The 18,311-nt window shown below is 72.0% G+C and carries 20 protein-coding genes; 16 read left to right on the top strand and 4 right to left on the bottom strand.

The features are described from left to right. Nucleotides 1-42: 42 nt before the first annotated feature. The 4 genes from ABD875_RS07375 to ABD875_RS07360 all read left to right on the top strand — a co-directional run bounded on the left by ABD875_RS07375 (nucleotide 43) and on the right by ABD875_RS07360 (nucleotide 3,131). Nucleotides 43-1,167 carry an NAD(P) transhydrogenase subunit alpha gene (locus tag ABD875_RS07375; protein WP_345172833.1) on the top strand — a complete coding sequence of 375 codons (1,125 nt, stop codon included), beginning with the start codon at nucleotides 43-45 and terminating at the stop codon, nucleotides 1,165-1,167. Beyond that, nucleotides 1,167-1,487 carry an NAD(P) transhydrogenase subunit alpha part 2 gene (locus ABD875_RS07370; RefSeq protein WP_345172831.1) on the top strand — a complete coding sequence of 107 codons (321 nt, stop codon included), beginning with the start codon at nucleotides 1,167-1,169 and terminating at the stop codon, nucleotides 1,485-1,487. Before ABD875_RS07375 ends, ABD875_RS07370 begins: the two co-directional genes overlap by 1 nt. Continuing rightward, the gene (locus tag ABD875_RS07365; protein WP_345172829.1) at nucleotides 1,487-2,866 is read left to right on the top strand and encodes an NAD(P)(+) transhydrogenase (Re/Si-specific) subunit beta; all 1,380 of its coding nucleotides are present in this window, start codon (nucleotides 1,487-1,489) and stop codon (nucleotides 2,864-2,866) included. The genes ABD875_RS07370 and ABD875_RS07365 overlap by 1 nt, the downstream gene beginning before the upstream one ends. 88 nt (nucleotides 2,867-2,954) lie before the next feature. After that, a complete protein-coding gene (locus tag ABD875_RS07360) occupies nucleotides 2,955-3,131 on the top strand; it encodes a hypothetical protein (RefSeq protein ID WP_345172826.1) in 177 nt (58 codons plus the stop codon). 112 nt (nucleotides 3,132-3,243) lie between these two features. On the opposite strand, the gene upp is transcribed toward ABD875_RS07360, so the two are convergent. Further along, nucleotides 3,244-3,885, bottom strand: coding sequence for a uracil phosphoribosyltransferase (gene upp, locus ABD875_RS07355; RefSeq protein ID WP_345172824.1), 642 nt, complete (start codon nucleotides 3,883-3,885; stop codon nucleotides 3,244-3,246). A gap of 103 nt (nucleotides 3,886-3,988) precedes the next feature. Between upp and ABD875_RS07350 the strand changes: the two genes are divergently transcribed. Genes ABD875_RS07350 through ABD875_RS07340 form a run of 3 tightly spaced genes read left to right on the top strand, consistent with a single transcriptional unit; the run spans nucleotide 3,989 to nucleotide 5,088 of the window. Next, nucleotides 3,989-4,474, top strand: coding sequence for a tRNA adenosine deaminase-associated protein (locus ABD875_RS07350; protein ID WP_345172822.1), 486 nt, complete (start codon nucleotides 3,989-3,991; stop codon nucleotides 4,472-4,474). After that, nucleotides 4,471-4,932, top strand: coding sequence for a nucleoside deaminase (locus tag ABD875_RS07345; protein ID WP_345172820.1), 462 nt, complete (start codon nucleotides 4,471-4,473; stop codon nucleotides 4,930-4,932). The genes ABD875_RS07350 and ABD875_RS07345 overlap by 4 nt, the downstream gene beginning before the upstream one ends. Nucleotides 4,933-4,944: 12 nt before the next feature. Continuing rightward, on the top strand, nucleotides 4,945-5,088 hold the full coding sequence (locus tag ABD875_RS07340) for a hypothetical protein (protein ID WP_345172818.1): 144 nt from the start codon (nucleotides 4,945-4,947) through the stop codon (nucleotides 5,086-5,088). A gap of 21 nt (nucleotides 5,089-5,109) precedes the next feature. On the opposite strand, the gene ABD875_RS07335 is transcribed toward ABD875_RS07340, so the two are convergent. Continuing rightward, nucleotides 5,110-6,093, bottom strand: coding sequence for a LacI family DNA-binding transcriptional regulator (locus ABD875_RS07335; protein WP_345172816.1), 984 nt, complete (start codon nucleotides 6,091-6,093; stop codon nucleotides 5,110-5,112). Between the two features lie 78 nt (nucleotides 6,094-6,171). On the opposite strand from ABD875_RS07335, the gene ABD875_RS07330 reads away from it, so the two are divergent. The 6 genes from ABD875_RS07330 to ABD875_RS07305 are packed head-to-tail and all read left to right on the top strand — an operon-like array spanning nucleotide 6,172 to nucleotide 12,718. Next, nucleotides 6,172-6,732, top strand: a complete 561-nt coding sequence (locus ABD875_RS07330) for a TRAP transporter small permease (protein ID WP_345172814.1) — start codon at nucleotides 6,172-6,174, stop codon at nucleotides 6,730-6,732. Then, the gene (locus tag ABD875_RS07325; RefSeq protein ID WP_345172812.1) at nucleotides 6,729-8,003 is read left to right on the top strand and encodes a TRAP transporter large permease; all 1,275 of its coding nucleotides are present in this window, start codon (nucleotides 6,729-6,731) and stop codon (nucleotides 8,001-8,003) included. The genes ABD875_RS07330 and ABD875_RS07325 overlap by 4 nt, the downstream gene beginning before the upstream one ends. Next, on the top strand, nucleotides 8,000-8,902 hold the full coding sequence (locus ABD875_RS07320; protein WP_345172810.1) for a shikimate dehydrogenase: 903 nt from the start codon (nucleotides 8,000-8,002) through the stop codon (nucleotides 8,900-8,902). Before ABD875_RS07325 ends, ABD875_RS07320 begins: the two co-directional genes overlap by 4 nt. Continuing rightward, a complete protein-coding gene (locus ABD875_RS07315; RefSeq protein ID WP_345172807.1) occupies nucleotides 8,902-9,945 on the top strand; it encodes a DctP family TRAP transporter solute-binding subunit in 1,044 nt (347 codons plus the stop codon). Before ABD875_RS07320 ends, ABD875_RS07315 begins: the two co-directional genes overlap by 1 nt. Then, nucleotides 9,942-10,928, top strand: coding sequence for a phosphotriesterase family protein (locus ABD875_RS07310; RefSeq protein ID WP_345172805.1), 987 nt, complete (start codon nucleotides 9,942-9,944; stop codon nucleotides 10,926-10,928). The genes ABD875_RS07315 and ABD875_RS07310 overlap by 4 nt, the downstream gene beginning before the upstream one ends. A 2-nt stretch (nucleotides 10,929-10,930) precedes the next feature. Then, nucleotides 10,931-12,718: a bifunctional sugar phosphate isomerase/epimerase/4-hydroxyphenylpyruvate dioxygenase family protein gene (locus ABD875_RS07305; protein ID WP_345172803.1), complete on the top strand. Its 1,788-nt coding sequence runs from the start codon at nucleotides 10,931-10,933 to the stop codon at nucleotides 12,716-12,718. On the opposite strand, the gene ABD875_RS07300 is transcribed toward ABD875_RS07305, so the two are convergent. Then, a complete protein-coding gene (locus ABD875_RS07300; RefSeq protein WP_345172802.1) occupies nucleotides 12,715-13,377 on the bottom strand; it encodes a hypothetical protein in 663 nt (220 codons plus the stop codon). The two genes, ABD875_RS07305 and ABD875_RS07300, sit on opposite strands and share 4 nt — an antisense overlap. Nucleotides 13,378-13,437: 60 nt before the next feature. Then, complete coding sequence (locus tag ABD875_RS07295) at nucleotides 13,438-14,451, bottom strand: LacI family DNA-binding transcriptional regulator (RefSeq protein WP_345172800.1); 1,014 nt, start codon at nucleotides 14,449-14,451, stop codon at nucleotides 13,438-13,440. A gap of 186 nt (nucleotides 14,452-14,637) precedes the next feature. On the opposite strand from ABD875_RS07295, the gene ABD875_RS07290 reads away from it, so the two are divergent. The 3 genes from ABD875_RS07290 to ABD875_RS07280 are packed head-to-tail and all read left to right on the top strand — an operon-like array spanning nucleotide 14,638 to nucleotide 18,310. Further along, on the top strand, nucleotides 14,638-16,158 hold the full coding sequence (locus ABD875_RS07290) for a sugar ABC transporter ATP-binding protein (protein ID WP_345172798.1): 1,521 nt from the start codon (nucleotides 14,638-14,640) through the stop codon (nucleotides 16,156-16,158). After that, entirely contained in the window at nucleotides 16,155-17,201 is a 1,047-nt protein-coding gene (locus ABD875_RS07285; RefSeq protein ID WP_345172796.1) for an ABC transporter permease, read from the top strand. Before ABD875_RS07290 ends, ABD875_RS07285 begins: the two co-directional genes overlap by 4 nt. Beyond that, complete coding sequence (locus tag ABD875_RS07280) at nucleotides 17,198-18,310, top strand: ABC transporter permease (RefSeq protein WP_345172793.1); 1,113 nt, start codon at nucleotides 17,198-17,200, stop codon at nucleotides 18,308-18,310. The genes ABD875_RS07285 and ABD875_RS07280 overlap by 4 nt, the downstream gene beginning before the upstream one ends. Nucleotide 18,311: the final 1 nt, after the last annotated feature.

Below are 18,311 nucleotides of genomic sequence, written 5' to 3'. Positions count from 1 at the left end.
GAAGTCCCAGAAGTTGCCTCGGACTCGGCTAGGTTGCGACGGGTGAAGATCGCGGTGGCGAGAGAGACCAGGGACGGCGAGGCCCGGGTGGCGATGGTGCCCGAGCTGGTCGGCAAGCTGACCGGACTCGGGTACGACGTCCTGGTCGAGCCCGGTGCGGGCGAGCACGCGCTGATCGCCGACGCCGACTACGAGGCGGCGGGCGCGGGCGTCGCCGCCGACGCCGTCGAGCAGGCGGACGTCCTGGTGGCGGTGCAGCCGCCCGCGACCGACGTGGTCCGCCGGCTGCGCAGCGGCGCGGCCACCGTGTCGTTCCTGCCGACGGGGCAGGAGCCCGAGATCGTCACGGCCCTGCGCGACGGCGGCGTGACGTCGTTCGCGATGGAGCTGGTGCCCCGCATCTCCCGCGCGCAGTCCATGGACGCGCTGTCGTCCCAGGCGCTCGTGTCGGGGTACCGCTGCGCGATCGTCGCGGCCGGGATGCTGCGCCGCTTCTTCCCGCTGAACATGACCGCCGCGGGCACGGTCCCGCCGGCCGAGGTCGTGGTGCTGGGCGCCGGCGTCGCCGGGCTCCAGGCGATCGCGACCGCCAAGCGGCTCGGCGCGGTCGTGAAGGCGTACGACGTGCGCGCCGCCGCCGCCGAGGAGATCCGCTCGATGGGCGCGCAGGCGATCGACCTCGAGCTGGACACGCTGGAGGGCGCGGGCGGCTACGCCCGGGAGATGACCGAGGAGCGCGCGGCGCTGCAGATGGAGCGGCTGGCGCCGTACGTCGCGAACGCGGACGCGCTGATCACGACGGCCGCGGTGCCCGGCCGGAAGGCGCCGCTGCTGGTCACCGCCGCGATGGTGGAGCGGATGCGGCCCGGGTCGGTCGTCGTGGACCTGGCCGCCGAGTCCGGCGGCAACGTCGAGGGCGCGGTCGCCGGCGAGGTCGTGCGGATCGGGAACGCGCAGGTCTGGGGCGGCCGGAACGTGCCGTCGCAGATGCCGGGGCCGGCGTCGAGGCTCTACGCGCAGAACATCGTCAACATCGTCACGCTGATGACCGCCGAGGGTGCCTTCGCCCCGGACTTCGAGGACGAGATCGTCACCGGGTCGTGCGTGACCCACGGCGGGGCGATCCGGCACGAACCCACCCGTGTGGCTCTGGAAGGAGCGAGCTGATGGACGAGGCCGTCGTCTGGCTGACGATCTTCATCCTGAGCGTCTTCGTCGGGATCGAGGTGATCTCGAAGGTCTCCTCGACGCTGCACACGCCGCTCATGTCGGGCGCGAACGCCATCCACGGCATCATCCTGCTCGGCGCGGTGCTGGTCACCGGGTCCACCGACAACGACGTCGCGCTCGTCGTCGGGCTGGTCGCGATCGTGCTGGCCGCGGTCAACATGGTCGGCGGCTTCGTGGTGACCGACCGGATGCTGCAGATGTTCGTGCGCAAGAAGCCGAAGCCGGCCGCCACCCCGACCGAGGGCGGGAACGCCTGATGCCGACCTGGGTGCAGCTGGTCAACCTGCTCTGCGCGGTGTGCTTCATCCTCGCGCTCAAGGGGCTCTCGGGCCCGAAGACGGCGCGCGCCGGCAACCTGCTTGGTGCCGGTGCCGCGGTGGTCGCCGTCGTGCTGCCGTTCATCTACCTCGACCTGAAGCACGTGCCGCTGATCGTCGCCGCGATCGCGGTCGGCTCGATCGGCGGTGTCGTCGGCGCCCAGAAGGTGCAGATGACGCAGATGCCGCAGATGGTGGCGCTGTTCAACGGCGTCGGCGGTGGCGCTGCCGCGCTCGTCGCGCTGGTCGAGCTGCACGAGATGGTCCCGCACGCGGACGCCGTCAGCTGGTTCGTGCTCGCCGCCACCGCCTTCACGATCGCGGTCGGCGCGGTGTCGTTCGCGGGCTCGATCGTCACGTTCGCGAAGCTCCAGGAGCTGATGACGTCGCGGCCGGTGATCTTCCCCGGCCTGCCGATCGTGTTCGGCGCGTCCGGCGTCGCCGCGGTCGTGCTCGGCGTGCTCACGGTGACCCAGCCCGCCGTGTGGATCGGCATCGCGCTCGCCCTGCTCGGCCTGCTGGTCGGTGTGCTGCTGGTGCTCCCGGTCGGCGGCGCCGACGTACCGATCGTGATCTCGCTGCTCAACGCGTTCACCGGCCTCACGGTCGCGGCCGGCGGCTACGTGCTGTCGAACGTCGTGCTGCTCGTGGCCGGCACCCTGGTCGGCGCGTCCGGCACCTACCTGACGCTGCTGATGGCCAAGGCGATGGGCCGCTCCGTGGCGAACATCCTGTTCGGCGCGCTCAAGGGCGGCTCGACGCTCGGCGCCGGCGAGGCCTCGGACCGGCCGGTGAGGTCGGCCGGGCCCGAGGACGTCGCGATCCTGCTCGGGTACGCCGACCGCGTGATCATCGTGCCGGGCTACGGCCTCGCGGTGGCACAAGCCCAGCACACGCTGCGCGAGCTGGTCGACGTACTCGTGGCGCGCGGCACGCGCGTGGACTACGCGATCCACCCGGTGGCCGGCCGGATGCCCGGCCACATGAACGTGCTGCTCGCCGAGGCGCAGGTGCCGTACGAGCAGCTGGTCGAGATGGACGACATCAACAGCGAGTTCAAGCACACCGACGTCGTGCTCGTCGTCGGCGCCAACGACGTGGTGAACCCGGCGGCGAAGACCACTCCCGGCGCCCCGATCTACGGCATGCCGATCCTCGACGCGGACGAGGCCAAGCAGATCGTGTTCATGAAGCGCTCGATGCGCCCCGGCTTCGCCGGCATCGAGAACGAGCTGCTGTTCGACCCGAAGACGACGCTGCTGTTCGGCGACGCGAAGGACTCGCTCGGCAAGCTGCTGAACGCGGTCAAGGCGCTGTAGCGGCGGCGCTCGCCGGGGTCGTCGTACGAGCCGGTCACTGGGGCGATCGTCACGTATGACGTCCGGGCGACTCCGTCGTTGGAGGGGCATGACGGACGAAGACGACGACCGCCGCGGCCGCCCCGACGGGCACCGGTACGACGCTCCCGAGTCGGACGAGACCCGGGTCAGCAAGGAGTGGGTCTACGGCCTGCTCGGCCTGCTCGTCGTGGCGCTGATGGTGCTGATCGCGACCGGGAAGGTGCAGATCTTCCCTGGGGGCTGAGGGGGCGGCGGTTTCCCCGGCTACCCGGGGAAACCTGACGTTTTGCCCCGAAACTTCGGCCGAGAAGGTCAGGTTTCCCCGGTGGGCCGGGGAAACCTGGGACGGGTGGGACTCAGCCCACCACGCCGTACAACCGGTCGCCGGCGTCGCCGAGCCCGGGGACGATGTAGCCCTTCTCGTTGAGGCGCTCGTCCATCGCGGCGGTCACGACGGTGACGGGGACGGACAGGCCGGCGAGGCCCTCCTCGAGGCGCGCGCAGCCCTCGGGGGCGGCGAGCAGGCAGATCGCGGTGATGTGGTCGGCGCCGCGGTCGGTGAGGAACTTGATCGCCGCGGCGAGGGTGCCGCCGGTCGCGAGCATCGGGTCGAGCACGTAGCACTGCCGGCCGGACAGGTCGTCGGGCAGGCGCTCGGCGTACGTCGACGCCTCGAGGGTCTCCTCGTTGCGGATCATGCCGAGGAAGCCGACCTCCGCGGTCGGCAGCAGCCGCATCATCCCGTCGAGCATGCCGAGCCCGGCGCGCAGGATCGGCACCACCAGCGGCTTGGGGGTGGCCAGCGTGACGCCGGTCGTCGGGGACACGGGCGTGGTGATCTCGTGCGGGGCCACGCGGACGTCGCGGGTGGCCTCGTAGGCCAGCAGGGTGACCAGCTCGTCGGCCAGCCGGCGGAACGTCGGCGAGTCGGTGTTCTCGTCGCGCAGGTGGGTCAGCTTGTGGGCGACGAGCGGGTGGTCGACGACGTGCGTGCGCATGGTCGAACCCTAGGGCACGCAACGGGCAAAGGGGTTGGCCGCATCCCGGTCGTCTGACACTCTGGAGGACGGGTGAGAGGCGAGCAGAGACAGGAGGACCGACATGACCGACCAGCTCGACGGAGTCGACTTCGCACTGGCCGCCTACCGCGAGGAAGGTGTGTGGACGGTCCAGGAGCTCGTCCACGACGTGCTGGAGGACGTCGACAAGCTGTCGCACGCGCTGCGCCGCTTCCCCGGTGACGGCGGCGCGGTCGGTCTGGTGGCCATGGATGAGGACTTCTTCGTCATCGTCCGGGTGGCCGGTCCGACGACCCGGGTGCTGCTCTCCGACATCACCGCGGCCGACGAGTGGGAGCTGGCCAGCTCGGCCGTCGAGTTCCTCGGCCTGCCGATGCCCGAGGACGAGGACGACCAGGCCCCGGCCGGCGACCTCGACCTCCTCGGTGACCTCGGCATGCACGCCATGGACATGGGCGTGCTGCTCGACGACTTCGACCTCTACCCCGACGAGATGCTCTCGGACGTCGCGCGGCGGCTCGGCTTCGGCGAGCTCTTCGACGACGCGGTCGGCCTGACCTCCGCGTGAGGCCGGCTTCCTGGGAGGCGCCGATGCGCGCCGCCCTCGACGAGGCGCGCGCCGCGCTGGCCACCGGCGACGTCCCCATCGGCGCGGTCGTCGTCGGCCCGGACGGTACGACGGTCGGGCGCGGGCGCAACGTGCGCGAGGCCGAGCACGACCCCACCGGGCACGCCGAGGTCGTCGCGCTCCGCGAGGCCGCGCGCGCCCGCGGCGAGTGGCGCCTCGACGGGCACACGCTCGTCGTCACCCTCGAGCCGTGCACGATGTGCGCCGGCGCGGCGGTCCTCAGCCGGGTCGACCGGGTCGTGTTCGGGGCGTTCGACCCCAAGGCGGGAGCCGTCGGCAGCCTCTGGGACGTGGTCCGCGACCGGCGGCTCAACCACCGCCCCGAGGTGCTCGCCGGGGTGCTGGCCGACGAGTCGGCCGCGTTGCTGGAGGCCTTCTTCGCCGGGCACCGCGGCTAGTACGGTCGGGTCATGAACGACACGGTCGCGCTGATCCTGGCCTGCGGGGTCGCGGTGGTCGTGATGGCCGCGCTGGCCTTCTGGGGCCTGCGCGCGATGGGGATGAGCTCGGACTACCAGGGCCGCGTCGACGACGCCGACGACGACCTGGAGTAGCCCCGTCGGGGAGCCGGGTCGCTACGCGACCGGCCCGGTCGAGCCGCGCAGCACCAGCTCGGTCGGCAGCAGGACGCGCGGCTGGTCGTCGGGTCCCCGGGTGCCGGCGGTGAGCAGCAGCTCCACGGCGGCCCGGCCGAGGTCGGCGTGCGCGCCGCCGAGCGTGGTGAGCCCGGGGGTGCAGACGTCGGCGGCGAAGATGTCGTCGAAGCCGACCACGCTGATGTCCTCCGGCACCCGCAGCCCGCGCTGCGCGAGCCGCTGCATGACGCCGATCGCGAGCAGGTCGTTGTGCGCGACGACCGCGGTGGTGCCCGCGTTGACTGCGCCGTCCGCGGCCGCGCCGCCCTGGCTGACCTTGGGGGTGAACGGCCCGATCCGCCGGGCCGTGAGGCCGACCTGGTCGGCTGCCGCCTTGAGCGCGGCCCACCGGGTCCCGGCCATCCAGGAGTTGCGCGGGCCGGCCAGGTAGACCAGGTCGCGGTGCCCGAGCGACGACAGGTGCGCGACGATCTGGCGGCAGCCCTCGACGTGGTCGAGCACCACGCTCGCCAGCCCCGGGAGCTCGCGGCTCATCAGGACGATCGGACGCTGGACGGCGATCTGGCGCAGGTTCTCGTCCGGCAGCCGGCTCGCTGCGAGCAGGAACCCGTCGACGGCCGGGGCGAGCCGCTGGATCTGCTCCCACTCCACGCGGGGCGACTCCTCGGCGTTGACCAGGAGCAGCGTGTACTCCGAGACGCGGGCGCGCATCTCCGCGCCGCGGATCAGCTCGAAGTAGTGCGGGTTGGTGATGTCGGAGACCACCATCGCGACCGTGTGGTGCTTGCCGGACAGCAGCGCCCGCGCGTGCGGGTTCGGCTGGTAGCCCAGCTCCGCCGCGACCGCGAGGACCTTCTCCCGGGTGGCGGCCGAGACCCGGCCCGGCGTCGAGAACGCGCGTGAGACGGTCGAGGTCGCGACGCCCGCCGCGGTGGCGACGTCGTAGATCGTGGGGCCGGGCACGGCGTCAGCAAACCGGATCTGGCAACACGATGGCAACCCCTTGCCGTCGGTTGTCGTGGGTCCGTACGTTCTGCCGCTGTGACCGTCGACACGTCCCCAGGACGCCAGCTCCCCGGCTGGCTGCGCCGTACGGCGCGGGTGATCACCGCGTGCGAGCTCGCGCTCGGGGTGACCGCGCTGCTGCTGATCTTCGGGCTGGTGCTGCTCCAGGCCGCGCAGCGGTACCTGCCCATCGATGGCTGGCCGTGGACCGGCGAGCTGGCCCGCTTCTGCCTGGTCTGGCTGACGTTCGTGGTGGCCGGCGTGCTGGTGACCAGCGACTCCCACATCTCGATCGAGATGGTCGACATGGTCCCGGGGGAGACGCTCCGGCGGGTCATCCGGGTCATCTCCTGCCTGGTGATGGCCGCGATCGGTGTCGCCCTCTGCGCGGAGGCCTGGGAGCTCTGGGAGACCCAGGCGATCATCAAGTCGCCCGCGATGCGGATGCCGATGTCGTGGCTCTACCTGATCTCGATGGTCGGGTTCGTCAGCGTCGTGGTCCGCTCGCTCATCGCCGCGGTCGAGTACGCCCTGGTCGGCGCGCCGCCGCCGTCGTACGTCGACGAGCTCACCGACGGAGGGTTGCCGACCGCATGAGTCTCCTCGTCCTCTGCCTCTTCATCACCGCGCTGCTGGTGATCCGCGTGCCGATCGCGTTCGCGTTCTTCGGGCCGTGCCTGGTCTGGATGATGACCAACGACCAGTCCACCGGCCTCGCGCTGCGCCTGGTCGCGAACTCGATGGCCAGCTTCCCGCTGCTCGCGGTGCCGCTGTTCATCCTCCTCGGGTGCGTCGCCAACCACGCGGGCATCGCCGACCGGCTCTTCGACTTCGCGCTCGCCCTGCTCGGCCGGGTCCGCGGCAACCTCGGCTACGTGAGCGTCGGCGTCAGCGTCGGCTTCTCGTGGATGAGCGGCTCGGCGGTCGCCGACGCCGCCGCGCTCGGCAAGGTGCAGATCCCCGCGATGGTGCGGGCCGGCTACCCGCGTCCGTTCGCGCTCGGCGTCGTGGGCTCCTCGGCCCTGATCGCCCCCGTGATGCCGCCGAGCATCCCGGCCGTGATCTACGCCGGTCTCGCCGGCGTCTCGACGGGTGCGCTGTTCGCGGCGTCGGTCGGGCCCGCGATCTTGATGGCGCTCGGCCTCTGTGTGGTCGTCTTCCTCTGGGTCCGGCGGATGCCGGACCTCGAGCGCACCGAGTTCAGCTGGGACCGGGTGTGGGTCACCGGCCGCCGGGTGATCGCACCGCTCGGCGCCCCGGTCATCATCCTGGGCGGCATCCTCGGCGGCTACGTGACGCCGACCGAGGCCGCCGCGGTCGGCGCGGCGTACGTGCTGCTGCTCGGGTTCGCCTACCGCACCCTGACGCTGCGCGACCTCCCGAAGGTGCTCGTGGAGACCACGGTGACGACCTGCAGCATCATGCTGATCGTCGCCTCGGCCAGCCTGCTGGGCTACATCTTCGCCCGGGAGCGGGTGCCGCAGGAGGCGTCCGAGGCGCTGCTCGGCCTGACCAGCGACGCGACCGTCTTCATGCTCGTCGTGCTGCTGCTGTCCTTCGTGCTCGGCACCGCGCTCGACGCGATCGCCGTGCTCACGCTGACCGTCCCGATCCTGCTGCCGATCTCGGCGGAGTACGGCGTCGACCCGATCGCGCTGGGCGTGCTGATGATCCTGTCGCAGATGATCGGCCTGCTGACGCCACCGGTCGGCACGGTGATCTTCGTGCTCCAGGCGATCGCGAAGGCGCGGATGTCGGAGGTCTTCTGGGGATCGCTGCCGTTCCTGGCGCCGCTGACGCTGCTGTGCGTCGCGATCATCCTCTGGCCGGACGCGATCCTGTACCTGCCCGAGAGGCTCGGGCTGTGAGCCGGCGGTCCTGGCTGACCGGGCTGATCGGCCACGGCGTCGGCCCGTCGCTCACGCCCGAGATGCACGAGCGCGAGGCCGAGCGCCAGGGGCTGCGCTACGTCTACAAGGTCATCGACCAGCCCGACGGCCTCATCGACACCGCCCGGCTGGAGCGTCTCCTCGCGAGTGCCATCGAGCTCGGCTTCGACGGGCTCAACGTGACCCATCCGGTGAAGCAGGCGATGGTGCCGCTCGTCGACGAGACCGCGCCGACGGTGCGCGCGATCGGCGCGCTCAACACCGTGCTGATCCGCGACGGCCGGACCACCGGGCACAACACCGACGTCACGGGCTTCCGGCGCTCCTTCGCCGACGGGCTCCCGGGCGCCGACCGCGCGAGCGTGGTGCTGGTCGGGGCCGGCGGGGGCGGTACGGCGGTCGCGCACGCGCTCGCGGACCTCGGCGTACGCCGGCTCCTCGTCGTCGACGTCGACCAGGTCCGGGCCGCCGCGCTGGCCGCCACCCTCGACGGCCACGCCGTCGAGGTCGAGACCGTGGCGCCGACCAGGGACGGTCTGGGCGACGCCCTCGCCGGCAGCGCGGGCCTGGTGAACGCCAGCCCGATGGGCATGGCCGCGCACCCCGGCTCGCCGGTGCCGCGGGAGCTGCTCCGGCCGGACCTCTGGGTGGCCGACATCGTCTACCGGCCGCTCGAGACGGCCCTCCTGGCCGAGGCTCGCGCCACCGGCTGCACCGTGCTCACCGGCGCCGGCATGGCCGTGCACCAGGCCGCCGACGCCTTCGAGCTGATCACCGGCCGCACGGCCGACCGCGCGGCGATGCTGCGCGACTTCGACGAGCTCGTCGCCGCTGAGACGAGCACCTCTCGGGACACCACTGGAGAAAGGAACCGATGATGGCACTGCGAAGCCGGGGTACGAAGAGAAGGAGCGCCGCGCTCGCGGCGTGCGCGCTCGCCCTCCCACTGGCGCTCGCCGCCTGTGGCGACGACGAGAGCGACGGCGGTGGCGGCGGCGAGGACGGTGGCGACGTCACCCTCCAGCTGGCCCACAGCTACACGGAGGACCAGCCGCAGCACCGCTGCGGTGCTCAGGTGATCGCCGACGAGATCGCCGCCGCCGACGTTGGCGTGACGATCGAGATCTTCCCGGCGAGCCAGCTCGGCGCCGACGCCGACCGGATCGCCTCGGTCGTCTCCGGCGACATCGACATGGACATCCAGGGCGCCTCCGCCCTCGGTGCGGTCTACGAGCCGGTGGCCACGCTCGACGCGGTGTACGCGTTCGACGACAGCGACCACCTGGCGCGCTACTTCGACGGCGACGCCTCCGACGAGCTGCTCCAGGGCTTCGAGGACGAGGCCGGGGTCCACACCCTCGGGGCGTGGTCGGCCGGCATGCGCCAGTTCACCGCCAACGAGCCGATCCGGGAGCCCGGTGACCTCGACGGCCTGCGGATGCGCTTCCCGAACTCGCCGCAGTACCTGATGAACGCCGAGGCGCTCGGTGCCGACGCCACCGAGGTCGCCTACGAGGAGCTCTTCCTCGCCCTCCAGCAGGGCACGGTCGACGGGCAGGAGAACCCGATCACCAACATCGCGGCGAGCAGCCTGCAGGACGTCCAGGACTACATCTCGATGTCCAACCACCAGGCCAACTCGAACCTCGTGATCATCGGCGGCGACTCCTGGGGCGAGCTGTCCGAGGAGCAGCAGGAGGCGCTGACCGCCGCGGTCGACACGGCCGAGGCGCAGGTTCCCGACTGCGTCGCCGAGGACGAGGAGGCGACCCTCGCCGAGTGGACCGAGAGCGGCGACATGGAGGTCGTCGACGACGTCGACGTCGAGGCGTTCCGCAGCCAGGCCGACGCGTACCTGCGCGAGAACTTCAACGAGGAGCAGCTCGCGGTCTACGAGGCGATCCGGAGCGAGTCGCAGTGACATCGGGGGAGGTCGAGACCTTCCGGGGTCCGGTCGCGCCCGCTGACCTGGGCACGACCCTGATCCACGAGCACGTCTTCGTGGGTCACCCCGAGCTCGATCTCGACTTCCCTCATCCCGAGTGGTGCGAGGACGCCGCGATCGAGACCGCGGTGGTGGGGCTGGACCGGCTGTGGGACCTCGGGGTCCGCACGGTCGTCGACCTCACCGTGCTCGGTCTCGGTCGCGACGTCGCCCGCGTCCGCCGGATCGCCGAGCGGGTGCGGGTCCAGCTCGTCGCATCGACCGGCTACTACACGGCCGACACCCTGCCGGCGTACTTCCGCACCCACGGCCCCGGCCGGCTCGTGGGCGGGCCGGACCCCCTGGTCGAGCTGTTCCTGCGCGACATCGAGGTCGGGATCGCCCGCACCGGGGTCCGGGCCGGCATGCTCAAGGTGGTCACCGACGAGCCCGGGATCACGCCCGACGTCCGGCACGTGATGGAGGCCGCCGCCACCGCGCACCGGCGTACCGGCGTGCCGATCACCACCCACAGCCACGCGCCGTCGCGCAACGGCCGCGACCAGCTGGCGTTCTTCGTCGAGCGCGGCGTCGCACCGGACCGGCTCGTGATCGGGCACTGCGGTGACTCCGAGGACCTCGACTACCTGCGGGAGCTGATGGACGCGGGCGCGACGATCGGGATGGACCGCTTCGGCATGGAGCACGTGCTGCCCGACGACCGGCGGACCGCGACGGTCCTGGCGCTCCTGGCCGAGGGGTACGCCGACCGGATGGTGCTGTCCCACGATGCTGCGTTCTTCAGCCGGGTGACGCCGCCGTCGTGGCGGGCCGCGCACGTGCCGCACTGGAACATGGAGCACATCTCGCGCCGCATCGTCCCCGCGCTGCTCGTCGGCGGGGTGACCGAGGCGCAGGTCCACCAGCTGCTCGTGGCCAACCCGGCGCGGCTGCTGACCCCGTCGGCGCCGGTGGAGTGACGATGCGGACCTCCATCGCGACCGTCTGCCTCAGCGGAACCCTGTCCGAGAAGCTGCGCGCAGCGGCCGACGCCGGCTTCGACGGTGTCGAGGTCTTCGAGCCCGACCTGGTCGCCTCCCCGGAGAGCCCCGAGGAGGTCGCGGCCCTCGCCGCCCGGCTCGGTCTCACCCTCGACCTCTACCAGCCGTTCCGCGACGCCGAGGGCGTGAGCGAGGAGGAGTTCGCGCTCGTCCTGCGGCGGGCCCGGGCGAAGTTCCGGCTCATGCAGCGACTGGGCACGGACACGATGCTGGTCTGCAGCAACGTCGCGACCGCCACCGTCGACGACGACGAGGTGTCGGCCGACCAGCTGCGCCGGCTCGGCGACGAGGCGGCGGCGCACGGCGTGCGGCTGGCGTACGAGGCACTGGCGTGGGGTCGCTACGTCGACGACTACCGCCGGGCGTGGCGCATCGTCGAGCTCGCCGACCATCCCGCGGTCGGGGTGTGCCTCGACAGCTTCCACATCCTGTCCCGGGGGCACGACCCGGCGGCGATCGAGCAGATCCCGGGCGCGAAGGTGTTCTTCCTCCAGCTCGCGGACGCGCCCGCCCTGACCATGGACGTGTTGTCGTGGTCGCGTCACCACCGGCTGTTCCCGGGCGAGGGCGCGTTCGACCTCGCCGCCTTCCTGGGGCACGTGCTGCGCACCGGGTACGACGGTCCGCTGTCGCTCGAGGTCTTCAACGACGTCTTCCGCCAGACCGACGTACGTCGCACCGCGCGGCAGGCCCGCCGCTCCCTCACCTGGTTGGAGGACGTGGCCGGCACCCACCCGCTGCCCGAGGTCGCCGAGCCGACCGGCTTCGACTTCGTCGAGGTGCGCGCGGAGGACACCGGCGACGTCGACGTCCTCCTCGGCCAGCTCGGCTTCACGTTCCGCGGCCGTCACCGCAGCAAGGACGCCCGGCTCTGGACCGAGGGCCCGGCCCGGGTGGTCTGCAACGAGCAGCACGCGCGCGACCGGTCGCCGACCCTGGCGGCCGTCGGCTTCGAGGTGACCTCGCCGCCGACCTCCGCCGCGCGGGCGACGGCGCTGCGGGCGCCGACCGTCTACCGCCGTACCCTCGCCGACGAGCAGGAGCTGCCCGCGTTCGCGGCGCCCGACGGGACCGAGGTGTTCCTCGGTGCCTCGTCCGCGGTGGTCGACGCGTCCTGGGTGCCGGAGTTCGCGGGCGGCCACGAGCCGGGAGCGGCGCTGCTGACCGGGATCGACCACGTCAACCTCGCCCAGCCGTGGCAGAGCTTCGACGAGGCCGTGCTGTTCTACAGCAGCGTCCTGGGCCTGCGTGCCGACGCCGGCCAGGAGGTCCCCGCGCCGAACGGGCTGGTGCGCAGCCAGGTGCTGCGCTCGGCGGCCGGCTCGTGCCGGATCGCGCTGAACGTCGCCCCGCTGGTGTGGGAGTCCGCGGCGGGCTTCCCCCAGCACGTCGCGTTCCGCACCGACGACGTGGTCGCGGTCGCGCGCCGGGCGGTCGCTCGCGGCCTGGAGCCCCTGGGCATCGGGCGCAACTACTACGACGACCTCGTCGCCCGGTTCGGCCTGCCCGACGACGAGATCGAGACGATGGCCGAGCTCGGACTCCTCTACGACCGCGACGCCAGCGGCGACTTCACGCACTTCTACACCGCGACCATCGGCGGGGTGTTCTTCGAGGTCGTGCAGCGGCGGGGCGGGTACGACGGCTACGGCGCCCCGAACGCCGGCGTGCGCCTGGCGGCCCAGCATCGAGCCCAGCACCGCACCTAGCCGCGCAGGACCTCCGCGTGCGGAGCGCGCACCGAGGGCTCGGAGCCACGGCGCGCGGCGTCGATGCCGGTGACCAGCAGGTCGCGCAGCCGGGCATCCGGGTCGGCCGAGGCGCCGGTGGCGATGCCGAGGACCGAGCAGCGGATCATCGTCGGTGCGGTGTTCCGGCGGAACTGGTTGGACGTGATCGGCCCGGGCGTCAGGTACCGCCGGGACCACCGCACCGCCAGGGGGACGTCGGCGAGCGCCTGACGCATCGCGTCGACCCCGTGCACCTGTCCGGGACCGAGCGCGACGGCGAGCTCCTCGCAGCGGATCAGCCCGGAGGCCAGTGCCCGCTGGCGCTCCTCGGGCACGTCGAGGATGGCCTCGACCGCCACCGCCGCCACCAGCGAGACCTCCCAGCCGAGCCCCTCGCCGCGCACCCCGACCACGGACGGGATGTGCTCGACCAGCTCGCGGCGGCCGGTGTCGCTGATGCTGTCGTTGACCAGCCGGGCGAGCCCGCCCAGCAGCGGATGCGTGCACTGCGGCTGGTCGCTCCACTTCTCGCCGGCCAGCACCGACGCCATCTCCATGAAGCACGCGCCCGAGCGCGGCGTCCGGTGCTTCCCGCGGGAGAGCACCGGGAGGCCGTCGGGAACCATCGTCTTGGCCATACCTCACGATCCGCCTGCGGCGTCTCCGGGGCAAGGCCTATTTGTCGTCGAGACGGGAGATCAGCCGAGCGTCGAGGCCCGCGCGACCAGCTCGGGGGTGAACAGCACCTGCCGGTGGTCGTGCGCAGGGTTGGTCGCCTCGTCCAGCACGAGCTCGGCGGCGGTGCGGCCGAGCTCCTGGCGCGGCTGGCGCACGGACGTGAGAGGTACGGCGGCCGCGGCGGCGAACTCGATGTCGTCGTAACCCACGATCGCGAGGTCGTCGGGCACGTGCTGGCCGGCGCCGATCACCTGCTGGAGCAGGCCGAGCGCGACCAGGTCGTTGGCGCAGAACGCCGCGGTCGGCCGGCGCTTCGCGGTCATGCCCGCCAGGCGCTGCCCGGCCTCACGGCCCTGGGCGACGTCGAGCCCGGTGGTGGCGATCTCGACCAGGTCCTCGCGGGGGAGCCCGGCGGCCTTCCAGGCGGCGCGGGCGCCCTGGCGCCGGTCGCGGACCTGGCCGAGCGTGGCCGGCCCGCCGACGAAGGCGACCCGCACGTGCCCGCGGTCGAGGAGGTGCTCGATCGCGAGCCGCCCGCCGAGCACGTCGTCGACCGCGACGGAGCAGAACGACTGGTCGGCGCGGGTGCGGTCGACCACGACGACCGGCGTCCCGCGCTGGGCGAGCTCGTCGAGGGCGGCCGAGTCCGGGTCGACCGGCGTGACCAGCACGCCCTGCACCCGCTGCTGCTCGAGCAGCGCGAGGTGGGAGTGCTCGCGGTCGGAGGAGTTGCGGCTGTTGAACAGCATCAGCGACAGGTCCGCGGCCTCCGCGGCCACGTCGATGCCGGCGGCGACGTCGGTGAAGAACGGGTTGCTGGCGTCGAGCATGACGTAGGCGAGGGTCCGGCTGGTGCCGGCCCGCAGCTGGCGCGCCGACTCGTTGCGCACGAATCCGAGCTCGGTCATCGCGCGCTGCACGCGCTCGCGGGTGTCGGGGCTGACCCGGTCCGGCCGGTTCAGCACGTTCGAGACCGTGCCGAGGGAGACACCGGCGGCCGCAGCGACGTCCTTGACCGAGGCGTTGCGGACCATGCGCCCTCCCTCCTTGAAACGATCAAGCAGAGGATACGGCCTGGCCCGGACGCCCGTTGCCGAATCGTGTCCGAGGAAATTTCGCCGGAATGTGTTGACTCCTGTGACGGTCGCCACTTACGTTGACGTCACAAGATTGAAACCTTTCAACAAATCGTTTCAACCCCCGATCCTGAGGGAGACCCGATGTCCGACAGCCCCGCGCTCGTGCTGCGCGACGTGGCGAAGTCGTTCGGAGCCGTCGTCGCACTCCGCTCCGGCAGCCTCGCGGTCGAGCCCGGCTCGATCCACGCCCTCGTGGGCGAGAACGGCGCCGGCAAGTCGACGCTGGTGAAGATCGTGGCCGGCGTGCACCGCCGCGACGCCGGCGTCTTCCAGCTGCACGGAGCCGACGTCGACTTCGGCTCGACCGCCGAGTCCAAGGCGGCGGGCGTCGCGGTGATCTACCAGGAGCCGACGCTGTTCCCGGACCTCTCGGTCACCGAGAACATCTTCATGGGCCGCCAGCCCCTCGGCCGCGGTCGCCGCATCGACCGGGCCGCGATGTACACCGAGGCCGGGCACCTCTTCGACCGCCTCGGCGTGGCGATCGACCCGCGCCGCCCGGCGCGTGGCCTGTCGATCGCCGACCAGCAGATCATCGAGATCGCCAAGGCCATCTCCCTCGACGCCAGCGTGCTGATCATGGACGAGCCGACCGCGGCGCTGTCGGGCGTCGAGGTCGAGCGGCTGTTCGCCGTGGCGCGCAGCCTGCGCGACGAGGGACGAGCGCTGGTGTTCATCTCGCACCGCTTCGACGAGGTCTTCGAGCTCTGCGACACCGTCACCGTGATGCGCGACGGGGAGTACGTCTCCACCGACGCGGTCGCCGAGACGTCGATCGACCAGATCGTCTCCCGGATGGTGGGGCGCGAGGTCGCCGAGCTGTTCCCCAAGGCCCCTGCCGAGATCGGCGACGTCGTGCTCGAGGTCGAGGGCCTGAGCTCGCTCGGCACGTTCCACGACGTCTCGTTCACCGTCCGCGCCGGGGAGATCGTCGGCCTCGCCGGCCTGGTGGGCGCCGGCCGCAGCGAGATCGCCCGCGCCGTGTTCGGCGTCGACCGGTACGACGCCGGCTCGGTCCGGATGTCCGGCCGGGCCGTCGCCGCGCACAAGCCCCGCGCGGCCATCCGCGCCGGCATCGCGTTCGTCCCCGAGGACCGCCGCAAGCAGGGCCTGGTCACCGACGCGTCGGTCGCCCGCAACGTCGCCGCCGTGATCCGCCGTGGCCTCACCCACGCCGGGCTCCTCACCAACCGCGACGAGAACCGTGCCGCCGGCCCGTGGGCGGGCCGGCTCGAGGTGAAGACCAGCGCGCTGGACATGAACGCCGCCACCATGAGCGGCGGCAACCAGCAGAAGGTCGTGCTGGCCAAGTGGTTGGCCACCGAGCCCCGGCTGCTGATCATCGACGAGCCCACCCGCGGCATCGACGTCGGCACCAAGGCCGAGGTGCACCGGCTGCTGTCGGACCTCGCGGGCCAGGGCCTGGCGATCCTGATGATCTCCTCCGAGCTCCCCGAGGTGCTCGGCATGGCCGACCGGGTCCTCGTCGTCTGCGAGGGCCGGATCACCGCCGAGCTCAGCCGCGACGAGGCCACGCCCGAGCGGGTCATGCACGCGGCCACCGCCACCGTCCACCACAGTGCCGAGGAGGTGCCGGCATGAGCGACACCCTGCTCGTCGAGCCCAGCGCGGTGTCCCCGACCAAGCGGGCCGTCGGCGGCCTGCTCCGCTCCCGCGAGATCTCGGTCGCAGCCGTGCTGGTCCTGGTGATCGTGCTGACCACGCTGAAGAACCCCAACTTCCTCTTCAGCAGCGACGGCTGGCGCGACCTCCTCCTCACGCCGTCCCTGCTGCTCCTGCTCGCGGTCGGCCAGACGGTCGTGATCATCACCCGCAACGTGGACCTCTCGGTCGGCTCCACGCTCGGCCTGACGGCGTACCTCACCGGCAAGCTGTTCGTCGAGTACCCCGGCATCCCGGTCTGGGCGGTGTTCCTCGCCGGTCTCGCGGCGGGCGCCGTGCTCGGCCTGGTCAACGGCGCGCTCGTGGCGTACGGCAAGGTCCCGGCGCTGGTGATCACGCTCGGCACGCTCTACATCTACCGGGGCATCTTCCTCACCTGGGCCGGCAGCGACCGGATCAACCCGGGCGACATGCCGAGCGGCTTCCTCGACCTCGGCACCAAGACCATCCTCACGATCCCGGTGCTGACGATCATCGGCTTCGTCGTGCTCGCCGCGGTGGGCTACTACCTCTACACCGCGCGCGGCGGCCGTGAGCTCTACGCGATCGGCTCCGACCCCGACGCGGCCGTGCTCTACGGCCTGCCGGTGCGGACCCGTGTGCTGAGCGCGTTCGTGCTCTGCGGCGCTCTCGCCGGTCTGGCCGGCGTCGTGTACGCCGCCCGCTACGGCACGATCAGCTCCGGAGCCGGCTACGGCATGGAGCTCCAGGCCGTCGGCGCCGCGGTGATCGGCGGCGTCGCGATCTTCGGCGGCAGCGGCACCGTCTGGGGCGCCGCGATCGGCGCCTTCCTGCTGGTCACCATCAACCGCGCGCTCCCCGTCGTCGGCATCTCCGACTTCTGGCAGCGGGCCGTGGTCGGCGCGCTGATCATCGCCGCGATCGTGCTCGACCGGGTCTTCTCGGCCCGCGAGGAACGCCGGCTCGTGGCCGCCCGTGACGAGATGAGGAACGCGAAGTGACGACCTCGACCCTGGACCGACCGGCCGCGCGCACCTATCCGGCGTACTCCCGCCCGCTGTGGCGCCGCGCGCTCCTCACCCGCGAGTTCGCGGTGATCGCGCTGCTGATCGCCGTGCTCTTCTACTCCAACGCCAACGTGCCGAACTTCGACAGCCCGTTGACGATGTACTACCTGTTCCTCGACATCGCGCCGATCCTGCTGATCGCGCTGCCGATGACGATGATCATCATCACCGGCGAGATCGACCTGTCGGTCGCGAGCGTGGTCGGCCTGAGCAGCGTGCTCGTGGGCGTGCTGCACCAGGACGCCGGGATGTCGATCCCGGTCGCCGGCGCCGTCGCGATCCTGGTCGGCGCGGTGTGCGGCGCCTTCAACGGCTTCCTCGTGGCGTACGTCGGCCTCCCGTCGCTCGCCGTCACGATCGGCACGCTCGCGCTCTACCGCGGCATCGCGGTCGGGCTGCTCGGCACCAAGGCGGTCACCGACTTTCCGGAGAAGTGGACCGACCTGGCGAAGGAGCGGATCACCGAGGGCTCGTCGTACCCGATGATCCTGGTGCCGTTCCTGGTGCTCGCGGTGGTCTTCGTGGGCCTGCTGCACTTCTCGCCGTTCGGACGCGGCGTCTACGAGATCGGGCTCAACGACGAGGCCGCGCACTTCAGCGGCGTCGACGTGGAGCGCACGAAGTTCTGGCTGTTCGTGATGGCCGGCGCGGTCTCGGCGTTCGCCGGCATCTACTACACGCTGCGCTTCGGCAGCGCCCGCGGCGACAACGCCACCGGCCTCGAGCTCCAGGTCATCGCAGCCGTCCTGCTCGGCGGCGTCTCGATCTTCGGTGGCCGGGGCGCGCTGCACGGCGTGCTCGCCGGCGCCGTCCTCATCGGCGTCATCTCCAGCGCGATGCGGCTGGAGAGCTACACGGTCAACGTCATCAACATCGTCATCGGCACGCTGCTGGTGCTCTCGGTGATCTCGACCAGCCTCCTGGCGTGGGCGCAGGGCCAGCTGGCCCGCCGCCGCGCCTCCCCACCCGTCTCGGGCCAGAGCTCGGAACCAGGTCAGCGCCGGCAGGCGGCAGCGGCCACTGATAGCACCAACGAAAGGTGAG

Origin of the sequence: Nocardioides caricicola (genome assembly GCF_039541135.1) — a bacterium.
GTDB classification, from domain to species: domain Bacteria; phylum Actinomycetota; class Actinomycetes; order Propionibacteriales; family Nocardioidaceae; genus Nocardioides; species Nocardioides caricicola.
The sequence above is the reverse complement of the archived record's forward strand: the minus strand, read 5'-3'. Positions and strand labels throughout refer to the sequence as shown.